This window comes from Clostridium sp. (genome assembly GCF_047777555.1).
Lineage (GTDB): Bacteria > Bacillota > Clostridia > Clostridiales > Clostridiaceae > Clostridium_H.
On sequence record NZ_JBKEEV010000006.1, the window covers coordinates 147,308 to 168,242 of the forward strand.

Here is a 20,935-nt window from a genome sequence, read left to right on the forward strand (position 1 = left end):
AGTAAAAGCACTGAAAATAGATAATTAGGCAATAAAAATTTGCCCCTTTTTTTGCCCCTTATAGTTTAAAATGAGTTGGCATAATTAAGGACAAGCTAAAAAATGAAATGCCTATATAACAAGGCTTTGAGCTTTTATAAAATGTTTTGAAATTAACCTATACGAATCCGGGGGTCGCAGGTTTAAATCCTATTAGATTTTAATAGTTATATAGAGTGCAGTATATTAAATATGAGAGTCTATAATCTTCATCTCAATAAGATTATAGACTCTCATATTTAATATTTAATTTTTTATTTTAATTTAATAGTTAGCACATTATACTATTTGGCATCTAAGTTATATGAAAATAAATTACTTTTAAAAATAATATATATACTTTAAAATGCTAACATTTTGCAAACATAAGAAATATATAATTAAGTTTTTGTGAATTATTAAATATTAAACATTAAATATTAAATAGTGGAGTCTAGAATGGCTTAAAAGCATAGATGTATGCATGTAAAGTCAGAAAAGATTTAATAAAGTTAAATGAAAAAACTGGCTACGAACCAGTTGGTCGAAAAGCTATAATCTGAAAAGATTATAGCTTTTTTAAAGTCCAATTTTATCTTCTAAAATAAACAAATTTTGAAGGGAATAATTGTTATTTGTAGAATAATGACATTATAGGAGAAGCTCTATATAATGCCCATAATGTCTATAATGGGAAGTTAATATAAGGGGGAAACAGGAGAATGAATGAATATACTTATAGTTTACCATTTACAAATCAAAAATTTATGGTCGGTATAATATATGAATTAAAAAATGAGGATAAATATGACCTTGCTAATTTATTAAAGGGGACAAGCTTACAAATTGAGGAGGGAGGATACTCACATTATAACGGTGGTGGTAGATGGAATGCTATGTCTGCTTATATAAAGTTTTATGTAAATCCTCAATATATAAAGATGCTGGATACTGCTGAAAATAAAGCAATACTAGAGAGTATATGTAGTAAATTAATACCGGCAAATGTTGGTTTTGATGTAAAAGGGATTTCATTTACAATTGATTTGACTAAAGATTTTGAGATTGAAGATGATTTAATTTTAGATTTAGAAAAAAACACTAATAGTCTAGCTTCTAAAATATTAAAAGAAATACTTCCAGAGGATATAAAGATAAAAGGATATCATATGGCAGAAGTGTATACTTATTTATATTCGGTTGAGAATTCTTTGAGATTATTCATAGAAAAAATTTGTAAAGAGGCTTATGGAGAAACGTATTTTACAAAAATAAATGTTCCAAGAGCATTACAAAATACAATAAATAATAGAAAGGAAAATGCTGAAAATAAGAAATGGTTAAGCATTAGAGGAAATGAATTATTCTATTTAGATTTTAAGGATTTAGGAAATTTGATAGATAATAATTGGGAGTTATTTAAGGATTATTTTCCGAATCGTGAATTTATACTCCCAAAGTTAAATGAAATGGCAGATTGTAGAAATTTAATAGCGCATAATAGCTATATAGGTGATATAGAAAGAAATTTAATTAAAACATATTATAATGTTATATTAAAACAGATAATTGAAAATGTACAAAAATAATAAATTATTTTTTAGAGTAGATATTTAATAAATGGGAGAAAAGAATTAATATGACTATAATAGACAATGAAGTGAAAAATAAGGAGATAATAGATACAGAATTAAGTAGAGAAATTGTATTTGAGAAATTATTTAATTCCTATAATTATGGAAACTTAGGAATGTTTATTGGAGCTGGATTTTCTAAAGCTGCTATCGGAGATAGAACTCAACGAGCATTAAATTGGTTTGAGTTAATAAAAAATGTAAGTGAGAAGTTAGAACTAGATTTTCCAGAAGATAAGCAATTAATAGGAGTATCATTACCTGAATTATCAACTATGTTATGCAAACAATTACAAGAAAGGGACGGAATAAGTTATTATGATGCTAAATTGATATTCAAAACGAAAATATGTGAGACTTCTAATTGGCTACCAAGTGAAGAAAGAATAAAAGTATTTAGAGAAATATTTGATATTATCGAGCCTAATTGGATAATTACTACAAATTATGATCTAGTATTAGAAGACATATTGACAGGACAATGTAAAAGTTTAAGCCCATTTAATTACTTATCAGCACCTAAAGGTATTATTCCTATTTATCATATACATGGAACAAGGTTAGATAAAGATTCAATAATTATAACACAAGATGATTATATTCCACTTTTTAGACCAAATGAGTATAGACAATCTAAGTTGGCTATGACAATCAGGGAATCAACAACATTAGTTCTTGGATACGGTTTAGGTGATATAAATGTTTTATCAGCATTAGATTGGTCAAAAAATATATATACGGAAAAAAATGAATATCCTTATGAAATTGTACAAGCATTTTGGACATCATCACCTAAAGAGAATCCATATAGAGATGAGAATGGAAATATAATAATAGAGATAAGTGATTTACAAAGCTTTTTAGAAGAACTAGTTGACTATTTATTAGATAAAAAGGAAGAGTATGAAATTAAGTTACAAGAATTAAATAATCTTATTGGAAGGTTAGATGGAGGTGATGAGGAGTTAATAGAAAAGTTTATAGAAGAAAAAGAATTTAGAATAAACCTTTTAGATTTATTATCTGAGTTTGAATATAACATGATTTATTCATATATAGAGTTTTTTACTAGATGCATTAACAAAGTGTGGATACAAACATCTATAGATGGTGCTTTTCATGCATATGATAAATACTTGAATATTATTTTAGACATTATTATTAATTATGATTATAAGAAAATGCCACCAAGATTATTTCAAATAACGTCCCAAGCGTTAAATAGAGTGTTAGCATATGTAGGAAAAGATACTACTACATATTATTATGGTGATAGTTGGGATGCTACTAGAACTTGGCATAGAAGAAAAAATGATATACCTAAAGAAATGATTAGACAGTTATATAATTATTCAAAAGAATATTTATTGTTGAATCTAGAAGAATTCACTAGAAAAATAGTATAATGTTTAATGATTAAAAAACCTCACTTACTACTGATATGGAGAGCCGTATCATAGGTAATGTGAGGCCTTTGTGTATAGTTGAACTTCACATTATCCATATAACATGAATAATATTAGTATAAATATACTGAAAATATTGATAGAGTTTTTTGCGAACATTTTGCTGATATAAGAGGCGTTAATCAATGTAATATAATGTTATGAATAGTTAAATACAATACCTATTAGCCACTACAATCACTAGACTTTTGTTGCTCAATATTAAACAAAGTTATATAGAATTAGATATGAAATGAAATAGGACTCGTGATAAGCAAGGTATTTAAGTTACTTTCAAAAAAATATTGGATACTATTTGGGTACTACTAATATAAAAAATCATCTAAAAATAGAATATGTTGCAAATATAAACCCTTCATATATCAAGGATAACAACAATATACTATAGGTTAAAATAATGAATACTACTGATTCGTAATCAGTAGGTCGTGGGTTCGATTCACTTCAGGAGATCCAATTGAAAAGAGGCTGTCGCAAGATGAATATAGTATACAGAAAAAATTGATATAGTCTTAATATTAATAAAAATTAATATTTAAATAAAGTTTTTTGGTAAATGAAATTATAAATTTAGTTATGTTATATGAAAAGGCTGTTGAGAAAATATGTTTATCAACAGCCTGAGGATACTGTATAAATAGTATCCTTGACATAATCTAATTTTAAGTTATCATTTATTCAATAGATTTAATCTTAACTTTCATGAGGTTATTGTAAGCCTTTATTTATTCAATACATAATGGAAGTTTTCTCACTTCATTTTTTAAATGATTTGTACTAACGTGAGTATAAATTTTAGTAGAATTTAAGTCAGAATGTCCCATTAACTCCTTAATTGAAATAAGATCAGCACCATTTTGCAGAAGTAATGTTGCATAGCTATGTCTAAATTTATGCAATGTATATCCCTTATCATCTAGTCCAGCTAGCTTTAAGTATTTATGGAATAATTGATTTAAAGGAGTAAAACTTAGGCGATTACCTAACTCTGATATAAAAATGGCGTTGTTTTTTAGAGGCAACCGTGTTTGCAGGTATGCCCAAATGTCAGATATAAGAGGTTCTGTAATAGGAATTACTCTTTGTTTATTGCCTTTCGCGTGTTTTACTATGATAATATTATTTTTAAAGTCTATGTCTTCCCAATTTAGAGCTACGAGTTCGCTACGTCTAACCCCAGTCATGGCTAACGCCTCCAATATACATTTGTCACGAAGTCCATGTTCAGCATTATGTTTCATAGGCATACTAATAATACTTTTTATTTCTTCAGTTGTCATATATATAGGAAGTCTTTCTGGACTTTTAGGAGCATGAATAGCTGCAGTTGGGTTCTTATCTATATATTCCTGGCTAACTAAAAAATTAAAGAATGATTTAGTAGAATTGATTTTTCTTCTTATGGTTTCAACCTTATAATCTTTATCATTTTTTAAATAGGTAATATATTTTCTTAATATAGGAGTTGTAATAGTATCAACCCTAGGTTCTATACATTTAATGGATAAAAAATATGAAAAGACTTCAAAATCACTTTCGTAACTTTTTAAGGTGTATTTCGAGGCATTTTTCTCTGATTTCATGTAGTCAATAAATTCATTAAAACAGTCCTGTAATTGCATAAATTTTCCCTCCATTTTTACGATTTTTAACAGTACATAACTATGAGTTTATACTGTTATTACAAAGCTTTAAAATTGAAAGCCTTGAAAACGCTGATTCTACGGGGAATAATCCATGCTAATTTTCATGGTACATATCTCGGCTTATAGACTTACTCCATTAAAAAGCATAGAAAACTCCCGATTTTACGGGTGCTTTTTTATTTTTTGAAATAAACACTCTAAATGATTGTTTAATTTAATGCTTGAAAAGTATAAAAGGATATTCTAAGAAATATTACGAGCTCATCGTGTATCATATACATGATGAGCTCGTAATATATATATCTATTTACTAATCCCAGTCATCATCATAGTCATAATCATTATAGTATGGCATATATGGTGGATAGTATGGATAATATGGTGGATAAAATGGTCTCTGATAAAATGGTCTTATGAAAAAGAATGGTGTAAAATAATAAGGGAATCCAGGTCTAGGTCTAGGCCTAGGTCTTCTTTGTCTATATAATGAATCAGAATAATCGTAGTCATCTTCAGTATTGTATGTGTACATATTGTCCATACTATTGTCATCCATAGTATTCATTAAGATACCTCCATGAGATTTATTACAATATTATATATATGAACAAGTACCTAATGTGTTAATAAATTTTAATGTTCATTAGAAAATTTTTTTATTATATTTATATTTTTTCTTGTAATAATCTTAATTATCATCTATAATTTATATCAAAAATTAATATTGCAATAAAAAGCAGAGTAGGTATTTGTGCGTTAAGTGCTAAAGGAACGGGAAGTTGTCTTTTAGACGAAAAATGAGATTTCATTTGCGATACATATACCGCATTCCGCTGCTAAAAAGAGAAGCATAGCCCTCTTTTTTGGCAGGTTGCAAGAGAAAGGGGGAAAAATATTGAAAAAAACAAGTACTATGATTTATATGGCTTTATTTATTGCATTGAATGTTGTATTTACTAGGTTTTTATCTATTCAAACGCCTATAATAAGAATAGGTTTTGGATTTTTGCCAATTTCTTTATGTTCTATAATGTTTGGTCCTATTACAGGTGGCATTACGGGAGCCGCAGCAGATATAATTGGTATGGCAATTTTCCCAAGTGGTGCATACTTTCCAGGATTTACACTAAGTGCTTTTGTAGAAGGGGCAATCTATGGATTGGTACTGCATAAAAAGCAAATCTCTGCTGTAAGGACTTCACTAGCTGTAGCCTTAATAATAATTCTAGTGGACTCTATTATGAATACTTACTGGCTGTCTATAATTACAGGGAAAGCAGCTATGGCACTACTGATTCCAAGATTAGTTAAAAATCTTATTATGTTTCCAATAGAGACTATCCTTGTGTATACCATATGGAAGTTTTGTAACAAGTTAGAATTAACAAGTAAAATAAAAGAAGCATAAAATAATTGTGCAAGCTTTTAATAATGAGCTTGCACAATTATTGAGGTTTTGTTATAATATGAATCATAGTTGAATATATTAAATTGTGTTCGGATGAAGGTAGTGGGAGAGAGATGGTTTTTCCATCCACCGAAGAGGTTAATCTTTCAGGTAGCTATTTTTAGCAGATGACCGTTACCGGACGAGCCTCTGGAGAGATCCATTTAATTGGACACCGAAGGAGAAAAATAGCTTGGCGCCAAGATGCTATTGAAACTCTCAGGTAAAAGGACAGAGGAAGGAATTATGTTGCAATTTGCTTTTTTGCAGTAATTCGCATTCCTCCTCCGAAACATCAACATATCTTTAGGAGGATGATAACATGTCAAATGTATTAGAAATGTTTAACAAAATCGATTCTATTGTGTGGGGTCCACCACTATTAATTCTATTGGTTGGTACAGGTATTTACTTAACCATTAGATTAGGTCTATTACAAGTTTTTAAATTACCCTTAGCTTTAAAATATGTATTTGGAAAAGATGATGAATTAGAAGAAGAAGGAGATGTATCCAGCTTTGGAGCACTATGCACAGCTTTATCTGCTACAATTGGTACAGGTAATATAGTAGGTGTAGCAACAGCTATGAAAGTTGGAGGTCCTGGTGCTTTATTCTGGATGTGGATAGCAGCATTTTTCGGTATGGCAACAAAATATTCAGAAGGATTATTAGCTATAAAATATAGAGTCGTAGATGATAATGGACAAATGGCAGGGGGGCCTATGTATTATATAGAAAGAGGGCTAGGCAACAAATGGCTTGCTAGAATGTTCGCCATATTTGGTGTAGGTGTAGCTTTTTTTGGAATAGGAACTTTTGCACAGGTTAATTCTATTACTGATGCAGCAAAGATAGCTTTTAATTTACCAGTATGGGTAACTGGTATAATAATAGCAATTTGACGGCTTTAGTAACTCTTGGAGGAATAAAAAGTATATCAGCTGTATCTGAAAAAATAGTACCATTTATGGCTGTGTTCTATATTTTAGGTTCTATAGCTATACTAGGGGCTAATATAGGAGATTTGCCTGAAGCTATAGGTTTAGTAATAAAAGGGGCATTTACTCCAACAGCTGCAGTCGGAGGATTTGCTGGATCAACTGTTATTATAGCCATTAGGAACGGTGTAGCAAGAGGTGTATTCTCTAACGAGTCTGGCCTTGGTAGTGCTCCTATAGCAGCTGCGGCAGCTAAAACAAAATCCTGTGTACGTCAAGGCCTTATATCTATGACTGGAACTTTTTTTGATACTATAGTAATTTGTACTATGACGGGTCTTGTGTTAATTATAACAGGTGTATGGAGTGGAGATCTTAAAGGTGCTGCTATGACTAATGCAGCTTTTAGTTCAGGTTTGGGAGTTCCTATTATAGGACAGATGATTGTAACAATAGGTCTTATGTTCTTTGCATTTACAACAATACTTGGATGGAATTATTATGGTGAAAGATGTATAGTATACTTAACAGGAGTTAAGGGGATAAAGCCGTATAGAATTATATTTATAATTTTAGTTGCATCAGGAGCATTTATAAAGCTAGAATTAATTTGGACAATTGCAGATATAGTTAATGGTCTTATGGCAATACCGAATCTTATTGCTCTAGTAGGACTAAGCGGGGTTATAGTAAGTGAAACTAAGCAATATTTTAAAGAATTAAAACAAGACAAAGAGTATAACGAAGAAGCAGTAGCTCAACGTTAAAAATTTAAAGATTAAAGTACAGGAGTAAAGAGATTAAAAATTTCTTAACTCCTGTGCTTTTTTATTTTGGATGGACTATGTTTTAAGGAATTATTTAAGGAATAAATTTATGCGAATATTATACTTATAATAAGTTTTAATATACATAATATAACGAACTAAATTATATAATTTCGATATAAATGTATTGACAATTATATTATGCAATGATAATATTTAATCATAACAAGTAAATAAATTCATTCATTCATATAATCCTAATAATATGGTTTAGGAGTCTCTACGTAAGAACCGTAAATTCTTCGTCTATGAGTGAATCTTTGTGGAATAATAATTTTCAAATTATTATTACTCTTTTTTGAGTTTGTTACTACCACCAGATTTGCTCTTAGTCTGATGGTAGTTTTTTTATTTAAAAATATACATAGGGGGAATTACTGTGAAGGTAGCAATTATCTTTGGTAGCAAGTCAGATATTAAGAAAATGCAAGGGGCAGCAGAAATACTAAAGGAATTCAATGTGGAATATAAGGCTTATATTTTATCAGCTCATAGAGTACCGGAAGAACTATGTAGAAAGATAAAGGAAATAGAAGATGAAGGATATGAATGTATTATAGCTGGGGCTGGACTTGCAGCTCATCTACCAGGAGTCATTTCATCTCAAACTATACTTCCAGTTATAGGAGTACCAATAGATGCTTCCCTAAATGGACTAGATTCTCTTCTTTCTATGGTACAGATGCCAAAGCCTGTTCCAGTAGGAGTAGTTGGAATAAACAATAGTTTTAATGCTGGCATGTTATCAATTCAAATCTTATCTTTAAAATATCCAGAGTTAAAAGAAAAATTAATTAAGTATAGAGAAAGTATGAAAGAAAAATTTATAAAGGAAAATTCAGAAGGGGTGGAACTTTAATATGGAAAAGGTAATGTTATATGAAGGAAAGGCAAAGAAGGTATTTCAAGGTGAGAATCCAGATGAAGTAATAATATATTATAAGGATGATGCAACAGCTTTTAATGGCGCTAAAAAGTCTCAAATAGATCATAAAGGAGTCCTAAATAATAGTATAACCTCTGCAATATTTGAACTTCTTCACAAAAATGGAGTAAAAACTCACTTTATAAAAAAGCTTAATGAAAGAGAACAGTTGTGCAAAAAAGTTGAAATAGTACCTCTTGAAGTAATAGTAAGAAATGTAGCTGCAGGCAGTATGGCAAAGAGACTTGGAGTACAAGAGGGAAAGGAATTGAAAACAACAGTATTCGAAATTTGCTATAAAAATGATGAACTTGGAGATCCTCTTATAAATGATTATCATGCAGCAGCGTTAGGACTTGCTACCTTCGAAGAATTACATACAATTTATGATACTACATCGAAGATAAATGAAATTCTCAAAAGGTTTTTCTTAGAACAGGGTATAAAACTTATTGATTTTAAATTAGAATTTGGAAGATATAATGGAGAAATAATTTTAGCTGATGAGATATCACCAGATACCTGTAGATTTTGGGATGCCGAGACTAATGAGAAGTTAGATAAGGATAGATTTAGAAGAGACTTAGGTAATGTAGAGGAAGCCTATGTTGAAATATTAAATAGAATATCCAGAGCTCAATAGTAAAAGATGGGGGATATCATGGAGAACATAGAAATTGATAAGTTTAAAGAAGAATGCGGGGTTTTTGGAATTTATTCTAAGTCAGGCTTAGATGTGGCTGCCGTAAGTTATTACGGCCTTTATGCCCTGCAGCATAGAGGACAAGAAAGTGCTGGAATTGTAGTTTCTGATGGGAAAAATCTCATGTGCCACAAGGATATGGGACTTGTAGCGGATGTTTTTAACGAAAACATATTGAAGAATATGAAAGGCAAAGCTGCTATAGGACATGTTAGATATTCTACTACAGGAGAAAGCAAGGCTGAAAATGCACAGCCTCTATTAAGCAAGTTTAAGCTGGGATCAATAGCTATTGCACATAATGGAAACTTAATAAATGCAGATGTAATAAGAGAATTATTAGAAGACGCAGGAGTCCTTTTCCAAACCTCTATAGATTCGGAGGTAATATTAAATCTTATAGCTAGGAAAGCAAAAAAGGGATTGGAACAAGCTATAGTAGATACAGTGCAGGCAATAAAGGGTTCTTATGCTATGGTTATGATTACAGAAGAAAAGTTAATAGGCCTCAGAGATCCAAATGGTATAAGACCTATGTGCATAGGGAAAATAGGAGAGGATTATATTCTATGCTCTGAAAGCTGTGCTTTAGATGCTGTTGGAGCTGAATTTTTAAGAGATGTGGCACCAGGAGAAATTGTAATAATAGATGACAATGGTTTGAAATCTATAGAATTTGCAGAGAAAACGAGATGTATGACCTGTGCATTTGAGTATATATATTTTGCAAGACCAGATAGCACTATTGATGGTATTAATGTTTATACTTCGAGAATTGCTGCTGGAGAGGAGCTTTATAGGGAAGCACCCATAGATGCCGATATTGTTGTAGGTGTTCCAGACTCTGGAATAGCAGCTGCTGTAGGGTATGCAAAGGCATCAGGAATACCTTACGGAATAGGGTTAGTAAAAAATAAGTATGTAGGAAGAACATTTATAACACCTTCTCAGAAGTTAAGAGAACGGGCTGTTTCTGTAAAATTAAATGCTCTTAGGGTGAATGTAGAGGGTAAAAGGGTTGTGCTAATTGATGACTCCATTGTAAGGGGAACCACTAGCAAGAGATTAGTTGAAATCCTTCGTAGAGCAGGAGCTAAAGAAGTTCACTTTAGAGTGTCATCACCTGTTGTAAAGTATCCATGCTATTTTGGAATAGATACACCTTATAGAAAAGAGTTAGTCGGATCTCAAAGGACTATGGATGAAATAAGAGATTTTATAGGAGCAGATAGTATAGGTTATTTGAGTATTAAAGGTTTGCTCAACACTTTAAAGGGAAAAGAAGGCTTTTGTCTAGGATGTTTTAATGGAGAATATCCAATGTCAGCACCTATTGAGAATTCAAAGGATTATTTAGAAAGGTAGGGCATATTATGGTAACTTATAAAGAAGCAGGGGTTAATATAGAAGAAGGATATAAAGCAGTTACTCTTATGAAGAAACATGCATCAGAAACTTTTACAAATGGTGTTCTTAATAACCTAGGAAGTTTTGCAGGTATGTTTGAAATACCAAAATATCATAATCCAGTTCTTGTATCTGGCACAGATGGAGTTGGAACTAAATTAAAAATAGCATTTGATATGAATAGGTATGATACTGTAGGAATTGACTGTGTTGCCATGTGTGTTAATGATATTTTATGTCATGGTGCAAAGCCTTTGTTTTTCTTAGATTATATTGCTTGTGGAAAGCTGGAAGGAGAAAGGGCTGCAGATATTGTTAAAGGTATAAGTCGTGGATGCATAGATGCAGGTTGTGCTCTAATTGGAGGAGAAACAGCAGAAATGCCGGGATTTTATAAAGAAGGAGAATACGATATTGCAGGTTTTTGTGTTGGAATTGTAGAGAAGGATGAGATTATAGATGGAAGTGAAATAAAGCCTAATGATGTACTTATAGGAATTGAGTCTTCTGGAATTCACAGCAATGGATATTCTTTGGTCAGGAAACTCATTACTGATTTAAATCGAGATTTTAATGGAAAGAAAATAGGAGAGATTCTTTTAACTCCTACAAAGATATACGTAAAATTAATTCTCGATTTAATGAACAAGTATAAAATTAAAGGAATGGCTCATATAACTGGAGGAGGCTTCTATGAAAATATTCCAAGAATGTTCAAGCAAAACTATACAGCAGTTATAAATAAAGGAAGCTTTAATGTGCCAGAAATATTTAAATATATTATGTCTTTAGGCGTAGAAGAGGAACATATGTTTAACACATTTAATATGGGAATAGGTTTCGTTTTATGCGTTGATTCTGAAAATTCAGATAGCATTATTAAGGATATAGAAAAAATGGAAAGCAGGGCATATAAAATAGGATATGTAGAAGCTGGAGGAAAAGGTGTATGTTTAAAATAGCTGTTTTAGTATCTGGAGGAGGAACCAACCTGCAAGCTATTATTGATAGCATAGAAAGAAAGGATTTAAAATGCAGCATAGAATTTGTAATTAGCGATAAAGAAGAAGCCTTTGCTATAGAAAGAGCTAAAAAGCACAATATAAAAACTTTTGTATTAAACAGAAAAGTCTATGGCCAAGCATTGTCAGATAAAATTTTAGAGATAGTAGATGAAAAGGTAGACTTAATAGTTCTTGCAGGTTATTTATCTATTTTAAAAGGCGAAATACTAAAAAAATTTGAAAACAGAATTATAAATATTCATCCTTCATTAATACCATCCTTTTGTGGTAAAGGTATGTATGGAATAAAGGTTCATGAAAAAGCCTTAGAATATGGTGTTAAAATTACAGGATGCACTGTTCATTTTGTAGATGAAGGTACTGATACTGGCACTATAATAATTCAAAAGGCAGTGAAGGTTGAAGAGGACGATACACCAGAAAGTCTTCAAAAAAGAGTGCTTGTAGAAGAACATAAAGCACTAGTAGAAGCAATAAAACTCATATCAGAGAAAAAGGTGATTTTACAAAAGGGAAAGATTTACGTATAATTTAGTTTATTAAAGTGATAAATTATTAAACAAGGGGGTACTGATATGATTAAAAGAGCGTTAATAAGCGTTTTTAACAAAGAGGGCATATTAGAATTAGCAAAATTTTTAGTTAGCAAAGGTGTGGAGATTATATCAACAGGTGGTACATACAAATACTTAAAAGAGAATGATATTAATGTTATAGAGGTTAACGAAGTCACAGGTTTTGATGAGATTTTAGATGGAAGAGTAAAAACCCTTCATCCTAGCATACACGGTGGAATATTGGCTATAAGAAATAAGAAAGAGCACATGAAGGTTATAAATGAAAAAAATATAAAGCCCATAGATATGGTAGTGGTTAATTTATATCCTTTCTTTGAAAAAGTTAAAGAGAATTTAGATTTTGATGAAAAGATAGAATTTATAGATATAGGCGGTCCAACCATGATAAGAGCAGCTGCCAAAAACTTTAAAGATGTGGTGGTACTTACAGATACAGAGGATTATAAAAATGTTATAGAACAAATTGAAAATACTGGTGATGTAGACTATAAAACTAGAAAAAGGTTTGCAGGAAAGGTATTTAACCTTATGTCAGCTTATGACGCTGCTATAAGCAATTTTCTTTTAGAAGATGAGGAATATCCAGAATATTTGTCACTTTCTTATAAAAAATCTATGGATTTGAGATACGGAGAGAACTCTCATCAAACTGCTGCTTACTACACAGCAACAAGTGGTAAAGGTGCCATAAATAACTTTAAAGTATTAAATGGAAAACAACTTTCTTATAACAATATTAAAGATATGGATATAGCTTGGAAGACTGTCTCTGAATTTGAGGACATAGCTTGCTGTGGACTTAAACATAATACTCCTTGTGGAGTTGCCCTTGGGGAAGATGTATATGACGCTTATATGAAGGCTTATTCCTGTGATCCTGTTTCTATATTTGGAGGAATAGTAGCCTTTAATAGAAAAGTTGACAAGAAAACAGCAGAAAAAATGATATCTATATTTTTAGAAATAGTAATTGCTCCAGATTTTGATGAGGATGCCCTAGATGTACTTAAAACAAAGAAAAACTTAAGAGTTGTAAAGTGTGCTGTAAAGCCAGAGGATAAATTTAATTTAGCAAAAGTGGACGGAGGAATACTAGTTCAAAGTGAAGATACTTTATTTGCAGAGAAAATGGAGGTAGTAACAGAAAAGAAGCCAAGTGAAGAAGAAATGAAGGATTTAATCTTTGCTATGAAGATATGTAAATATGTAAAATCCAACGCTATTGTAGTAGTGAAGAACGGAATGACAGTGGGTATAGGTGGAGGACAAGTTAATAGGATTTGGGCAGCTAAAGAAGCCCTAGAAAGAGGAAAAGGTGCTGTAGTAATGGCATCAGATGCTTTCTTCCCATTTGACGATGTAGTAAAAACAGCAGCGGAATATGGAATTAAGGCTATTATTCAGCCAGGCGGTTCTATTAGAGATGAAGATTCTATAAAAGCATGTAATGAAAATGGTATAGCAATGGTGTTCACAGGAACAAGGCACTTTAAGCACTAAAGAAAATTGCATAGCAATTTTCTTTAGTTGAAATTTTGGTTGGGGGTTAAAAATATGAAGATTTTAATCATTGGTTCTGGCGGAAGGGAACATGCTATGGCATGGAAGATATCACAAAGTCCTTTAGTAGACAAAATCTATTGTGCTCCAGGAAATGGAGGCACAAGAATGGAAGAAAAATGTGAGAATGTAGATCTAAGAACTATAGAAGAGCTTATTGTTTTTGCAAAGAAAGAAAAAATAGAACTTACAATTGTAGGACCAGAGGTGCCTTTAGTAGAGGGAATTGTGGATGAATTTAAGAAGAATGATTTAAAAATCTTTGGACCAAGCAAAAAAGCTGCTGCTCTTGAAGGAAGTAAGAGTTTTTCAAAGAGTTTTATGAAAAAGTATGGGGTTAAAACAGCAGAGTATCAAACTTTTGATAATGCAGCTAAAGCTTTAGAATATTTAAAAACATGTACTTATCCTACAGTAATAAAAGCAGATGGATTAGCAGCAGGAAAAGGCGTTGTTATATGCCAGAATGAGGAAGAAGCAAGAAATGCTGTGCAGGAGATTATGATTAAAGACATATTTGAAGGTGCTGGAATTAAGATAGTTATTGAAGAATTTTTAGAAGGAGTAGAAGCTTCAATTCTTTCAATTACTGATGGAAAAACTATAATTCCATTTATATCAAGTAAGGACCATAAACAGATATTTGATGGAGATAAGGGGCCTAATACTGGTGGAATGGGAGTTATAGCACCAAATTTTTATTGCACTGAAGAAGTTTTAGAGAAATTTAATAAAGATATTTTAGAGCCTACTTTAGTAGGAATAAGAGAAGAAAAAATGGATTATGTAGGTACTATATTCTTTGGAATTATGATAACTAAAAAAGGAGTATACCTTTTAGAATACAATGTAAGAATGGGAGACCCTGAAACTCAAGCAGTTTTATCTCTTATGAAAAGTGATTACGTAGATTTAATATTAAATGCCTTAGATGGAAAGCTGAAAAACTATAATATAAAGTGGAAAAATTCTCATGTTTGTTGTGTTACAGCTGTATCTAAGGGATATCCGGGAAAATATGAAAAAGGATATAAAATAAAAGGTATAGAAAATACAAACTGCAAAGTATTTATAGCCGGAGCAGAAGAAAGAGAGGGAAATTTAATTACCTCTGGAGGAAGAGTATTAAATGTAGTAGCTCTAGGAAGTACTTTAGAAGAGGCAAGGGAAATAGCTTACAGTGAAATTGAGAAGATTACCTTTGAAGGTATTTATTATAGAAGAGATATAGGAGTAAGATTGGATAAAAATAATTTGTAAGGAGACAGGTGCATGAAAACTGAGATTAGAAGGATATTTGTAGAGAAGAAATCTCCTTTTGATGTAGAAGCAAAAGGGCTTTTAAAAGATATTAGAGAAAATTTGAATATAAAAACTATAGAAAATCTAAGAGTTTTAAACCGTTATGATGTATCTGGAATATCAAAGGAAGAGTATGAAAAAGCAAAACGCATAATTTTTTCAGAGCCTGTAGTAGATATGGTGTATGATGAAGAAATAACTGTTAAGAAGAGTGAAAATATATTTGCTGTAGAATATCTGCCAGGACAATATGACCAAAGAGCTGATTCTGCAGCTCAGTGTATTCAGATATTAACTCAGAATAATAAGCCAATAGTTAGATGTGCAAAGGTTATTATAATCTCGGGAGATCTAAGCAGGGAAGATTTGGAAAATATTAAAAACTATTATATAAATACTGTAGATTCTATGGAAACAACTTTAGAAAAACCACTAAGTCTTGAAATGAATTTAAAAGCTCCAGAAGATGTTGAAGTTTTAGAGAATTTTATAAGTAAAGATTCATATGAGCTTAAAGAATTTATGAATGATAATGGACTTGCTATGAGCTTTGAAGACCTAAAATTTTGTCAAGATTATTTTAGAAATATAGAAAAAAGAAATCCTACCATAACAGAAATAAAAGTAATAGATACTTACTGGTCAGATCATTGTAGACATACAACATTTCAAACACAAATCCAAGAAGTAGAATTCCAAGAAGGAAAGTATACAGATATAATAAAGAAAACCTATGAAGAATATAAAAATTTGAGAAATTATGTTTATGAAGATAAAGAAAAGAATAAAGATATATGTTTAATGGATATAGCAACAATTGGTATGAAAGAACTTAGAAAAAAAGGACTTCTAGAGGACTTAGAAGTATCTGATGAAATTAATGCCTGCAGCATTGAATGTGACGTAGATGTGGATGGAAAAAGTGAAAAGTATCTTATAATGTTTAAAAACGAAACTCACAACCATCCAACAGAAATAGAGCCTTTTGGAGGTGCTGCAACCTGTCTTGGTGGAGCTATACGTGACCCTCTATCAGGAAGGAGTTATGTGTATGGGGCTATGAGAGTAACAGGAAGCGCAGATCCAAGAAAACCAGTTGAAGAAACTTTAAAAGGAAAACTTCCCCAAAGGCAGATTACTATAAAAGCAGCTCAAGGTTACAGCTCATATGGAAATCAAATAGGAATTGCTACAGGTCATGTAGCAGAGGTTTATGATGAAGATTTTTTGGCTAAGAGAATGGAAATTGGAGCCGTAATTGGTGCAGCGCCTAAAGAAAATGTTATTAGAGAAACTCCAATAGAAGGAGACTCTATTATACTTGTAGGAGGAAGAACAGGAAGAGATGGCTGTGGTGGTGCAACAGGCTCATCAAAAGAACATGATGAAACATCTATCCTAAATTGTGGCGCTGAAGTTCAAAAGGGAAACGCTCCTGAAGAGAGAAAGCTTCAGAGGCTTTTTAGAAATCCAAAAGTAAGCAGAATCATTAAGAGATGTAATGATTTTGGAGCTGGAGGAGTTTCTGTTGCTATAGGAGAATTAAGTGAAGGTCTTTCTATAAACCTGGATTTAATTACAAAAAAATATGAGGGATTGAATGGAACAGAGCTTGCCATCTCTGAATCCCAAGAGAGAATGGCTGTGGTAGTAGGAAAAGATGATGCAGCAAAATTTATAGAATATGCTAAAGAAGAAAATCTTGAAGCTGTAGAAGTAGCAAAGGTTTCTGGAGATAGAAGACTTAAAATGCTGTGGAGAGGGCAGAACCATAGTTGATATAAGCAGAGACTTTCTAGATACTAATGGAGTTAAGCAAAAGAGTTAATGTAAAAGTACAGAGTCCTTCAGAAGAAGTCCTATTTCAAGGTAACAAATATAGAAGACATAAAAGGCAAATGGATAGAGACTATTGAAAATTTAAATATATGCAGTCAAAAAGGACTTGTAGAAAGATTTGATAATACTATTGGTTCATCAACAGTACTTATGCCTTTTGGTGGAAAATACTGTAAAACCCCGGCGGAAGCTATGTGCTTCAAAATACCTGTGCTAAATGGAGAGAGTTCAACAGTGTACTTTGATGTCTTATGGATACAACCCTAAAATAGGCAAATGGAGCCCATTTCATGGAGCATTATATGCTATAGTAGAGGCAGTAACAAAGATAGTTGCTTCAGGAGGAGATTATAAAAATGTTAGACTTACGCTTCAAGAATACTTTGAAAAGCTTGGAGATGATCCTAAAAAGTGGGGCAAGCCTTTATCAGCACTTTTAGGAGCGCTTTATGCACAAAGAAAGTTGGGTATAGCAGCAATAGGAGGAAAAGACAGTATGTCTGGAACCTTTAAAGATATTAGTGTTCCACCTACTTTAGTTGCTTTTGCAGTAAATGTAACAAATATAGACAATATTATATCTCCAGAATTTAAGAAAAAGGGGAGCAAAGTAATCTTAATAAAGACTCCAAAGAATGAAAATGATATACCAGATTTTAATGAATTGAAAAAAAATTATGAATTAGTTAATAGATTAATAAACAGAAAGTTAGTCTTGTCAGCTTACAGTGTAAAAATGGGCGGAATTGCAGAAGCAATATCTAAGATGAGCTTTGGTAATAAGATAGGTTTTAATTTTTCTAATAATATAAAGGTAGAAGACTTATTCACTCCAGATTATGGCTCTATCATTCTAGAAATATGCAACAAGGTAGAATTAAAGAAAGAATTGAACGATATAAATTATATATTGCTTGGATTTACTCAAAGTACACGTAAAATAAAGATTAAAGATGTAGAAATAGATTTAGAGACATTGATAGAGCATTGGGAAAGGTCCTTTAGAGAATGTATTTCCAACTAAAGTAGAAAAGATATGTGAAGATATAGAATTACAGCTATATGATAGGAAAGATAAGTAGAGCACCCTGTATAAAGACTTCCAAAACCTAAGGTTTATATTCCAGTATTTCCTGGAACAAATTGTGAATATGATATAGAAAAGAGGTTTAAAGCAGCTGGAGCTGAAACCAAAGTAAGTGTATTCAGAAACTTGACATCTAAGGATATAAAAGAATCTATAGAAGATATGGTAGATAGTATAAATAATTCTCAGATAATAGCTCTTCCAGGAGGCTTTAGCGCTGGTGATGAGCCAGATGGTTCAGGGAAGTTTATAGCAACCGTATTTAGAAATCCTAAGGTTAAAGATGCAGTAATGAAATTCTTAAATTATAGAGATGGTTTAATTCTTGGTATATGCAATGGATTTCAAGCTCTAATAAAACTGGGGCTGCTTCCATATGGAGAAATAAGGGATATAGATGAAGAATCTCCTACATTAACTTACAATACTATAGGAAGACATAGTTCTAAATTTTGTAATGACCAAAAAAGTTTCAAATCTATCACCGTGGCTTTCTAATATAAGTCTTGGAGATGTCTATAGTATACCTATATCTCATGGAGAAGGAAGATTTGTATGTACTCCTAAAATGGCTCAAGAGTTATTAAAAAATGGACAGATAGCAACTCAATATGTTGATTTTTGTGGAAATCCAACCTATGATATAGAATTTAATCCTAATGGATCTATGTATGCAGTTGAAGGCATAACAAGTCCTGATGGAAGAATATTTGGGAAAATGGGGCATTCAGAGAGAATTGGAGAAAATCTTTATAAAAACATAGCAGGTGAAAAGGATCAAAAAATATTTGAAGCTGGAGTTAGCTATTTTAAATAAATAATAATGCTATTTAATTTAAAAATAAAAAAATGTTCATATGTGTTGACTAATGTAGAATATGGTGATAACATAGTAGAAAACAAAATATCTTTTTATTTAACTCATATAAATCCGATAATACGGTTCGGAAGTTTCTACAGGAAAACCTTAAATTTTTCTACTATGAGTAAGCTTAGCTACGATTGTCATAGATTCTAGTTGCAGGTTTACTTGTGCCTGTAGCTAGAATTTTTTACTTTAAAAAAGTTTTTTATAACGAAGGAGGAATAACATGGAAGTAGCAGACAAAGATAAAGTTTCTATACTTGAAAAAGCATTTAAACTATCAGAAAATAACACAAACATAAAAACCGAGATATTAGCGGGTCTTACAACATTTATTACAGTAGCTTATGTGCTTTTAGTAATTCCTAATACACTTAAGGCATCAGGCATGAACTCAGCAGGATTACAGGGAGATGCTGCAGGAACTTTGACTATATTGAATGATCCAATCGTAGGTTCGGCTTTTGCTAGTACTTGTATAGCATCAGCTATAGGTACCTTTATAATGGCCATTTTATGCTAATTTACCAATTGTATTAGCTCCTGGAATTGGACTTACAGCATTTTTCTCATATAGTGTTTGCTTAAATCTAGGATATACGTGGCAGCAGGGGATAACAGCAGTTTTTATATCAGGAAGTGTATTTATATTAATAACATTAACCTCTATAAGAGAAAAAATAGTAGATGCACTACCACAAAATCTTAAGCTTGCTATAACAGCAGGAATTGGATTATTCATATCATTAATAGGATTGAAGAGTGGAAATATAATAGTGTCCAATCCAGGTACTTTAGTTGGTTTTGGAGATTTTAAAAATCCAAGTACTATACTTACTATAATAGGTATAGTTATTATGGCTATATTAATGGCTAAAAAAGTAAAAAGGTGCTATGTTAATAAGCATGATAATAACAACAATTATAGGAATACCTATGGGAATAACTAAGACAGGAGGAATGCAGTTATTCTATGTTCCACCAATCGGAAAAACTTTTTTCTCATTTGATTTTCAAGGATTATTAGGACATGGAGGAAGTGGAGTAATTGGTGCCATTGTGAGCATATTCATGGTTATAGTAACATTTAGTCTTGTAGACTTATTCGATAGTATAGGAACATTAGTAGGAACAGCTCAAAAGGCAGATATGGTAATGGAAGATGGAAAAGTTAAAAACATGAAACAAGCACTTTTATCAGATTCTTTAGCAACGACTATGGGAGCAATGTTTGGTACTACCACTTTAGCTACAGTTGTAGAATCAGCGGCAGGAATTGCAGAAGGTGGAAGAACAGGACTTACTTCTTTTGTAGTTGGAGTTTTATTTTTAGTATCACTTTTCTTCGGCGGATTAATTGGGATAGTTCCATCAGAAGCTACAGCGCCAGCATTGGTTATTGTAGGAGTTCTTATGTTAGGAGCAGTTAAAGAAATTGATTTTGACGATTTTACAGAAGCATTACCAGCGTTCTTTACAATTGCTATTATGCCATTTAGCTACAGTATTGCTAATGGAGTAGCAGCCGGAATCATCTTTTACCCAATAATGAAGTTAGTTACAGGTAAATACAAAAAGATGTACATCCAATTATGTATGTGTTAGCATTATTATTTATCTTTAGATTTGTTATGCTGCCGCAATAAAGAAAAATGCGCAGCATTTT

At 31.6% G+C, this 20,935-nt stretch carries 12 protein-coding genes, 3 pseudogenes and 4 riboswitches; of the genes and pseudogenes, 13 read left to right on the forward strand and 2 right to left on the reverse strand.

Going from position 1 to position 20,935, the window contains the following annotated elements; genetic code table 11:
- Nucleotides 1-740 precede the first annotated feature (740 nt).
- Both ACFWTK_RS10715 and ACFWTK_RS10720 read left to right on the forward strand, forming a co-directional pair.
- Complete coding sequence (locus ACFWTK_RS10715; protein ID WP_415876003.1) at nt 741-1,607, forward strand: Swt1 family HEPN domain-containing protein; 867 nt, start codon at nt 741-743, stop codon at nt 1,605-1,607.
- 50 nt (nt 1,608-1,657) lie between these two features.
- A complete protein-coding gene (locus ACFWTK_RS10720) occupies nt 1,658-3,058 on the forward strand; it encodes an SIR2 family NAD-dependent protein deacylase (protein ID WP_415876004.1) in 1,401 nt (466 codons plus the stop codon).
- Between the two features lie 785 nt (nt 3,059-3,843).
- On the opposite strand, the gene ACFWTK_RS10725 is transcribed toward ACFWTK_RS10720, so the two are convergent.
- Together ACFWTK_RS10725 and ACFWTK_RS10730 are read right to left on the reverse strand one after the other, a co-directional pair.
- Nucleotides 3,844-4,740, reverse strand: a complete 897-nt coding sequence (locus ACFWTK_RS10725) for a tyrosine-type recombinase/integrase (RefSeq protein ID WP_415876005.1) — start codon at nt 4,738-4,740, stop codon at nt 3,844-3,846.
- 334 nt (nt 4,741-5,074) lie between these two features.
- The gene (locus tag ACFWTK_RS10730; protein WP_415876006.1) at nt 5,075-5,329 is read right to left on the reverse strand and encodes a hypothetical protein; all 255 of its coding nucleotides are present in this window, start codon (nt 5,327-5,329) and stop codon (nt 5,075-5,077) included.
- Nucleotides 5,330-5,499: 170 nt separating this feature from the next.
- Nucleotides 5,500-5,602, forward strand: a riboswitch (THF riboswitch).
- A 57-nt stretch (nt 5,603-5,659) separates the two neighbouring features.
- Here ACFWTK_RS10730 and ACFWTK_RS10735 point away from each other — a divergent pair.
- From ACFWTK_RS10735 to ACFWTK_RS10785, 11 genes and pseudogenes are all read left to right on the forward strand, one after another.
- Complete coding sequence (locus ACFWTK_RS10735) at nt 5,660-6,172, forward strand: folate family ECF transporter S component (protein WP_415876007.1); 513 nt, start codon at nt 5,660-5,662, stop codon at nt 6,170-6,172.
- Between the two features lie 179 nt (nt 6,173-6,351).
- Nucleotides 6,352-6,456, forward strand: a riboswitch (glycine riboswitch).
- A gap of 77 nt (nt 6,457-6,533) precedes the next feature.
- Nucleotides 6,534-7,918: pseudogene (locus ACFWTK_RS10740) on the forward strand (alanine/glycine:cation symporter family protein).
- A gap of 227 nt (nt 7,919-8,145) precedes the next feature.
- Nucleotides 8,146-8,247: riboswitch (purine riboswitch) on the forward strand.
- A gap of 110 nt (nt 8,248-8,357) precedes the next feature.
- A complete protein-coding gene (gene purE / locus ACFWTK_RS10745; RefSeq protein WP_273091925.1) occupies nt 8,358-8,837 on the forward strand; it encodes a 5-(carboxyamino)imidazole ribonucleotide mutase in 480 nt (159 codons plus the stop codon).
- A gap of 1 nt (nt 8,838) precedes the next feature.
- The gene (gene purC, locus ACFWTK_RS10750) at nt 8,839-9,546 is read left to right on the forward strand and encodes a phosphoribosylaminoimidazolesuccinocarboxamide synthase (protein ID WP_415876008.1); all 708 of its coding nucleotides are present in this window, start codon (nt 8,839-8,841) and stop codon (nt 9,544-9,546) included.
- 18 nt (nt 9,547-9,564) lie between these two features.
- Nucleotides 9,565-10,971: an amidophosphoribosyltransferase gene (gene purF, locus ACFWTK_RS10755; protein WP_415876009.1), complete on the forward strand. Its 1,407-nt coding sequence runs from the start codon at nt 9,565-9,567 to the stop codon at nt 10,969-10,971.
- 8 nt (nt 10,972-10,979) lie between these two features.
- Nucleotides 10,980-11,975 carry a phosphoribosylformylglycinamidine cyclo-ligase gene (gene purM / locus ACFWTK_RS10760; RefSeq protein WP_415876010.1) on the forward strand — a complete coding sequence of 332 codons (996 nt, stop codon included), beginning with the start codon at nt 10,980-10,982 and terminating at the stop codon, nt 11,973-11,975.
- Nucleotides 11,963-12,568, forward strand: a complete 606-nt coding sequence (purN, locus tag ACFWTK_RS10765) for a phosphoribosylglycinamide formyltransferase (protein ID WP_415876011.1) — start codon at nt 11,963-11,965, stop codon at nt 12,566-12,568. Before purM ends, purN begins: the two co-directional genes overlap by 13 nt.
- Nucleotides 12,569-12,613: 45 nt before the next feature.
- Complete coding sequence (purH, locus tag ACFWTK_RS10770; RefSeq protein ID WP_415876012.1) at nt 12,614-14,116, forward strand: bifunctional phosphoribosylaminoimidazolecarboxamide formyltransferase/IMP cyclohydrolase; 1,503 nt, start codon at nt 12,614-12,616, stop codon at nt 14,114-14,116.
- 54 nt (nt 14,117-14,170) lie between these two features.
- Entirely contained in the window at nt 14,171-15,436 is a 1,266-nt protein-coding gene (purD, locus tag ACFWTK_RS10775; protein WP_415876013.1) for a phosphoribosylamine--glycine ligase, read from the forward strand.
- A 12-nt stretch (nt 15,437-15,448) separates the two neighbouring features.
- Nucleotides 15,449-19,221: pseudogene (locus tag ACFWTK_RS10780) on the forward strand (phosphoribosylformylglycinamidine synthase).
- Nucleotides 19,222-19,305: 84 nt separating this feature from the next.
- A riboswitch (purine riboswitch) is annotated at nt 19,306-19,407 on the forward strand.
- 88 nt (nt 19,408-19,495) lie between these two features.
- Nucleotides 19,496-20,915 (forward strand): annotated as a pseudogene (locus ACFWTK_RS10785) (NCS2 family permease).
- Nucleotides 20,916-20,935 lie beyond the last annotated feature (20 nt).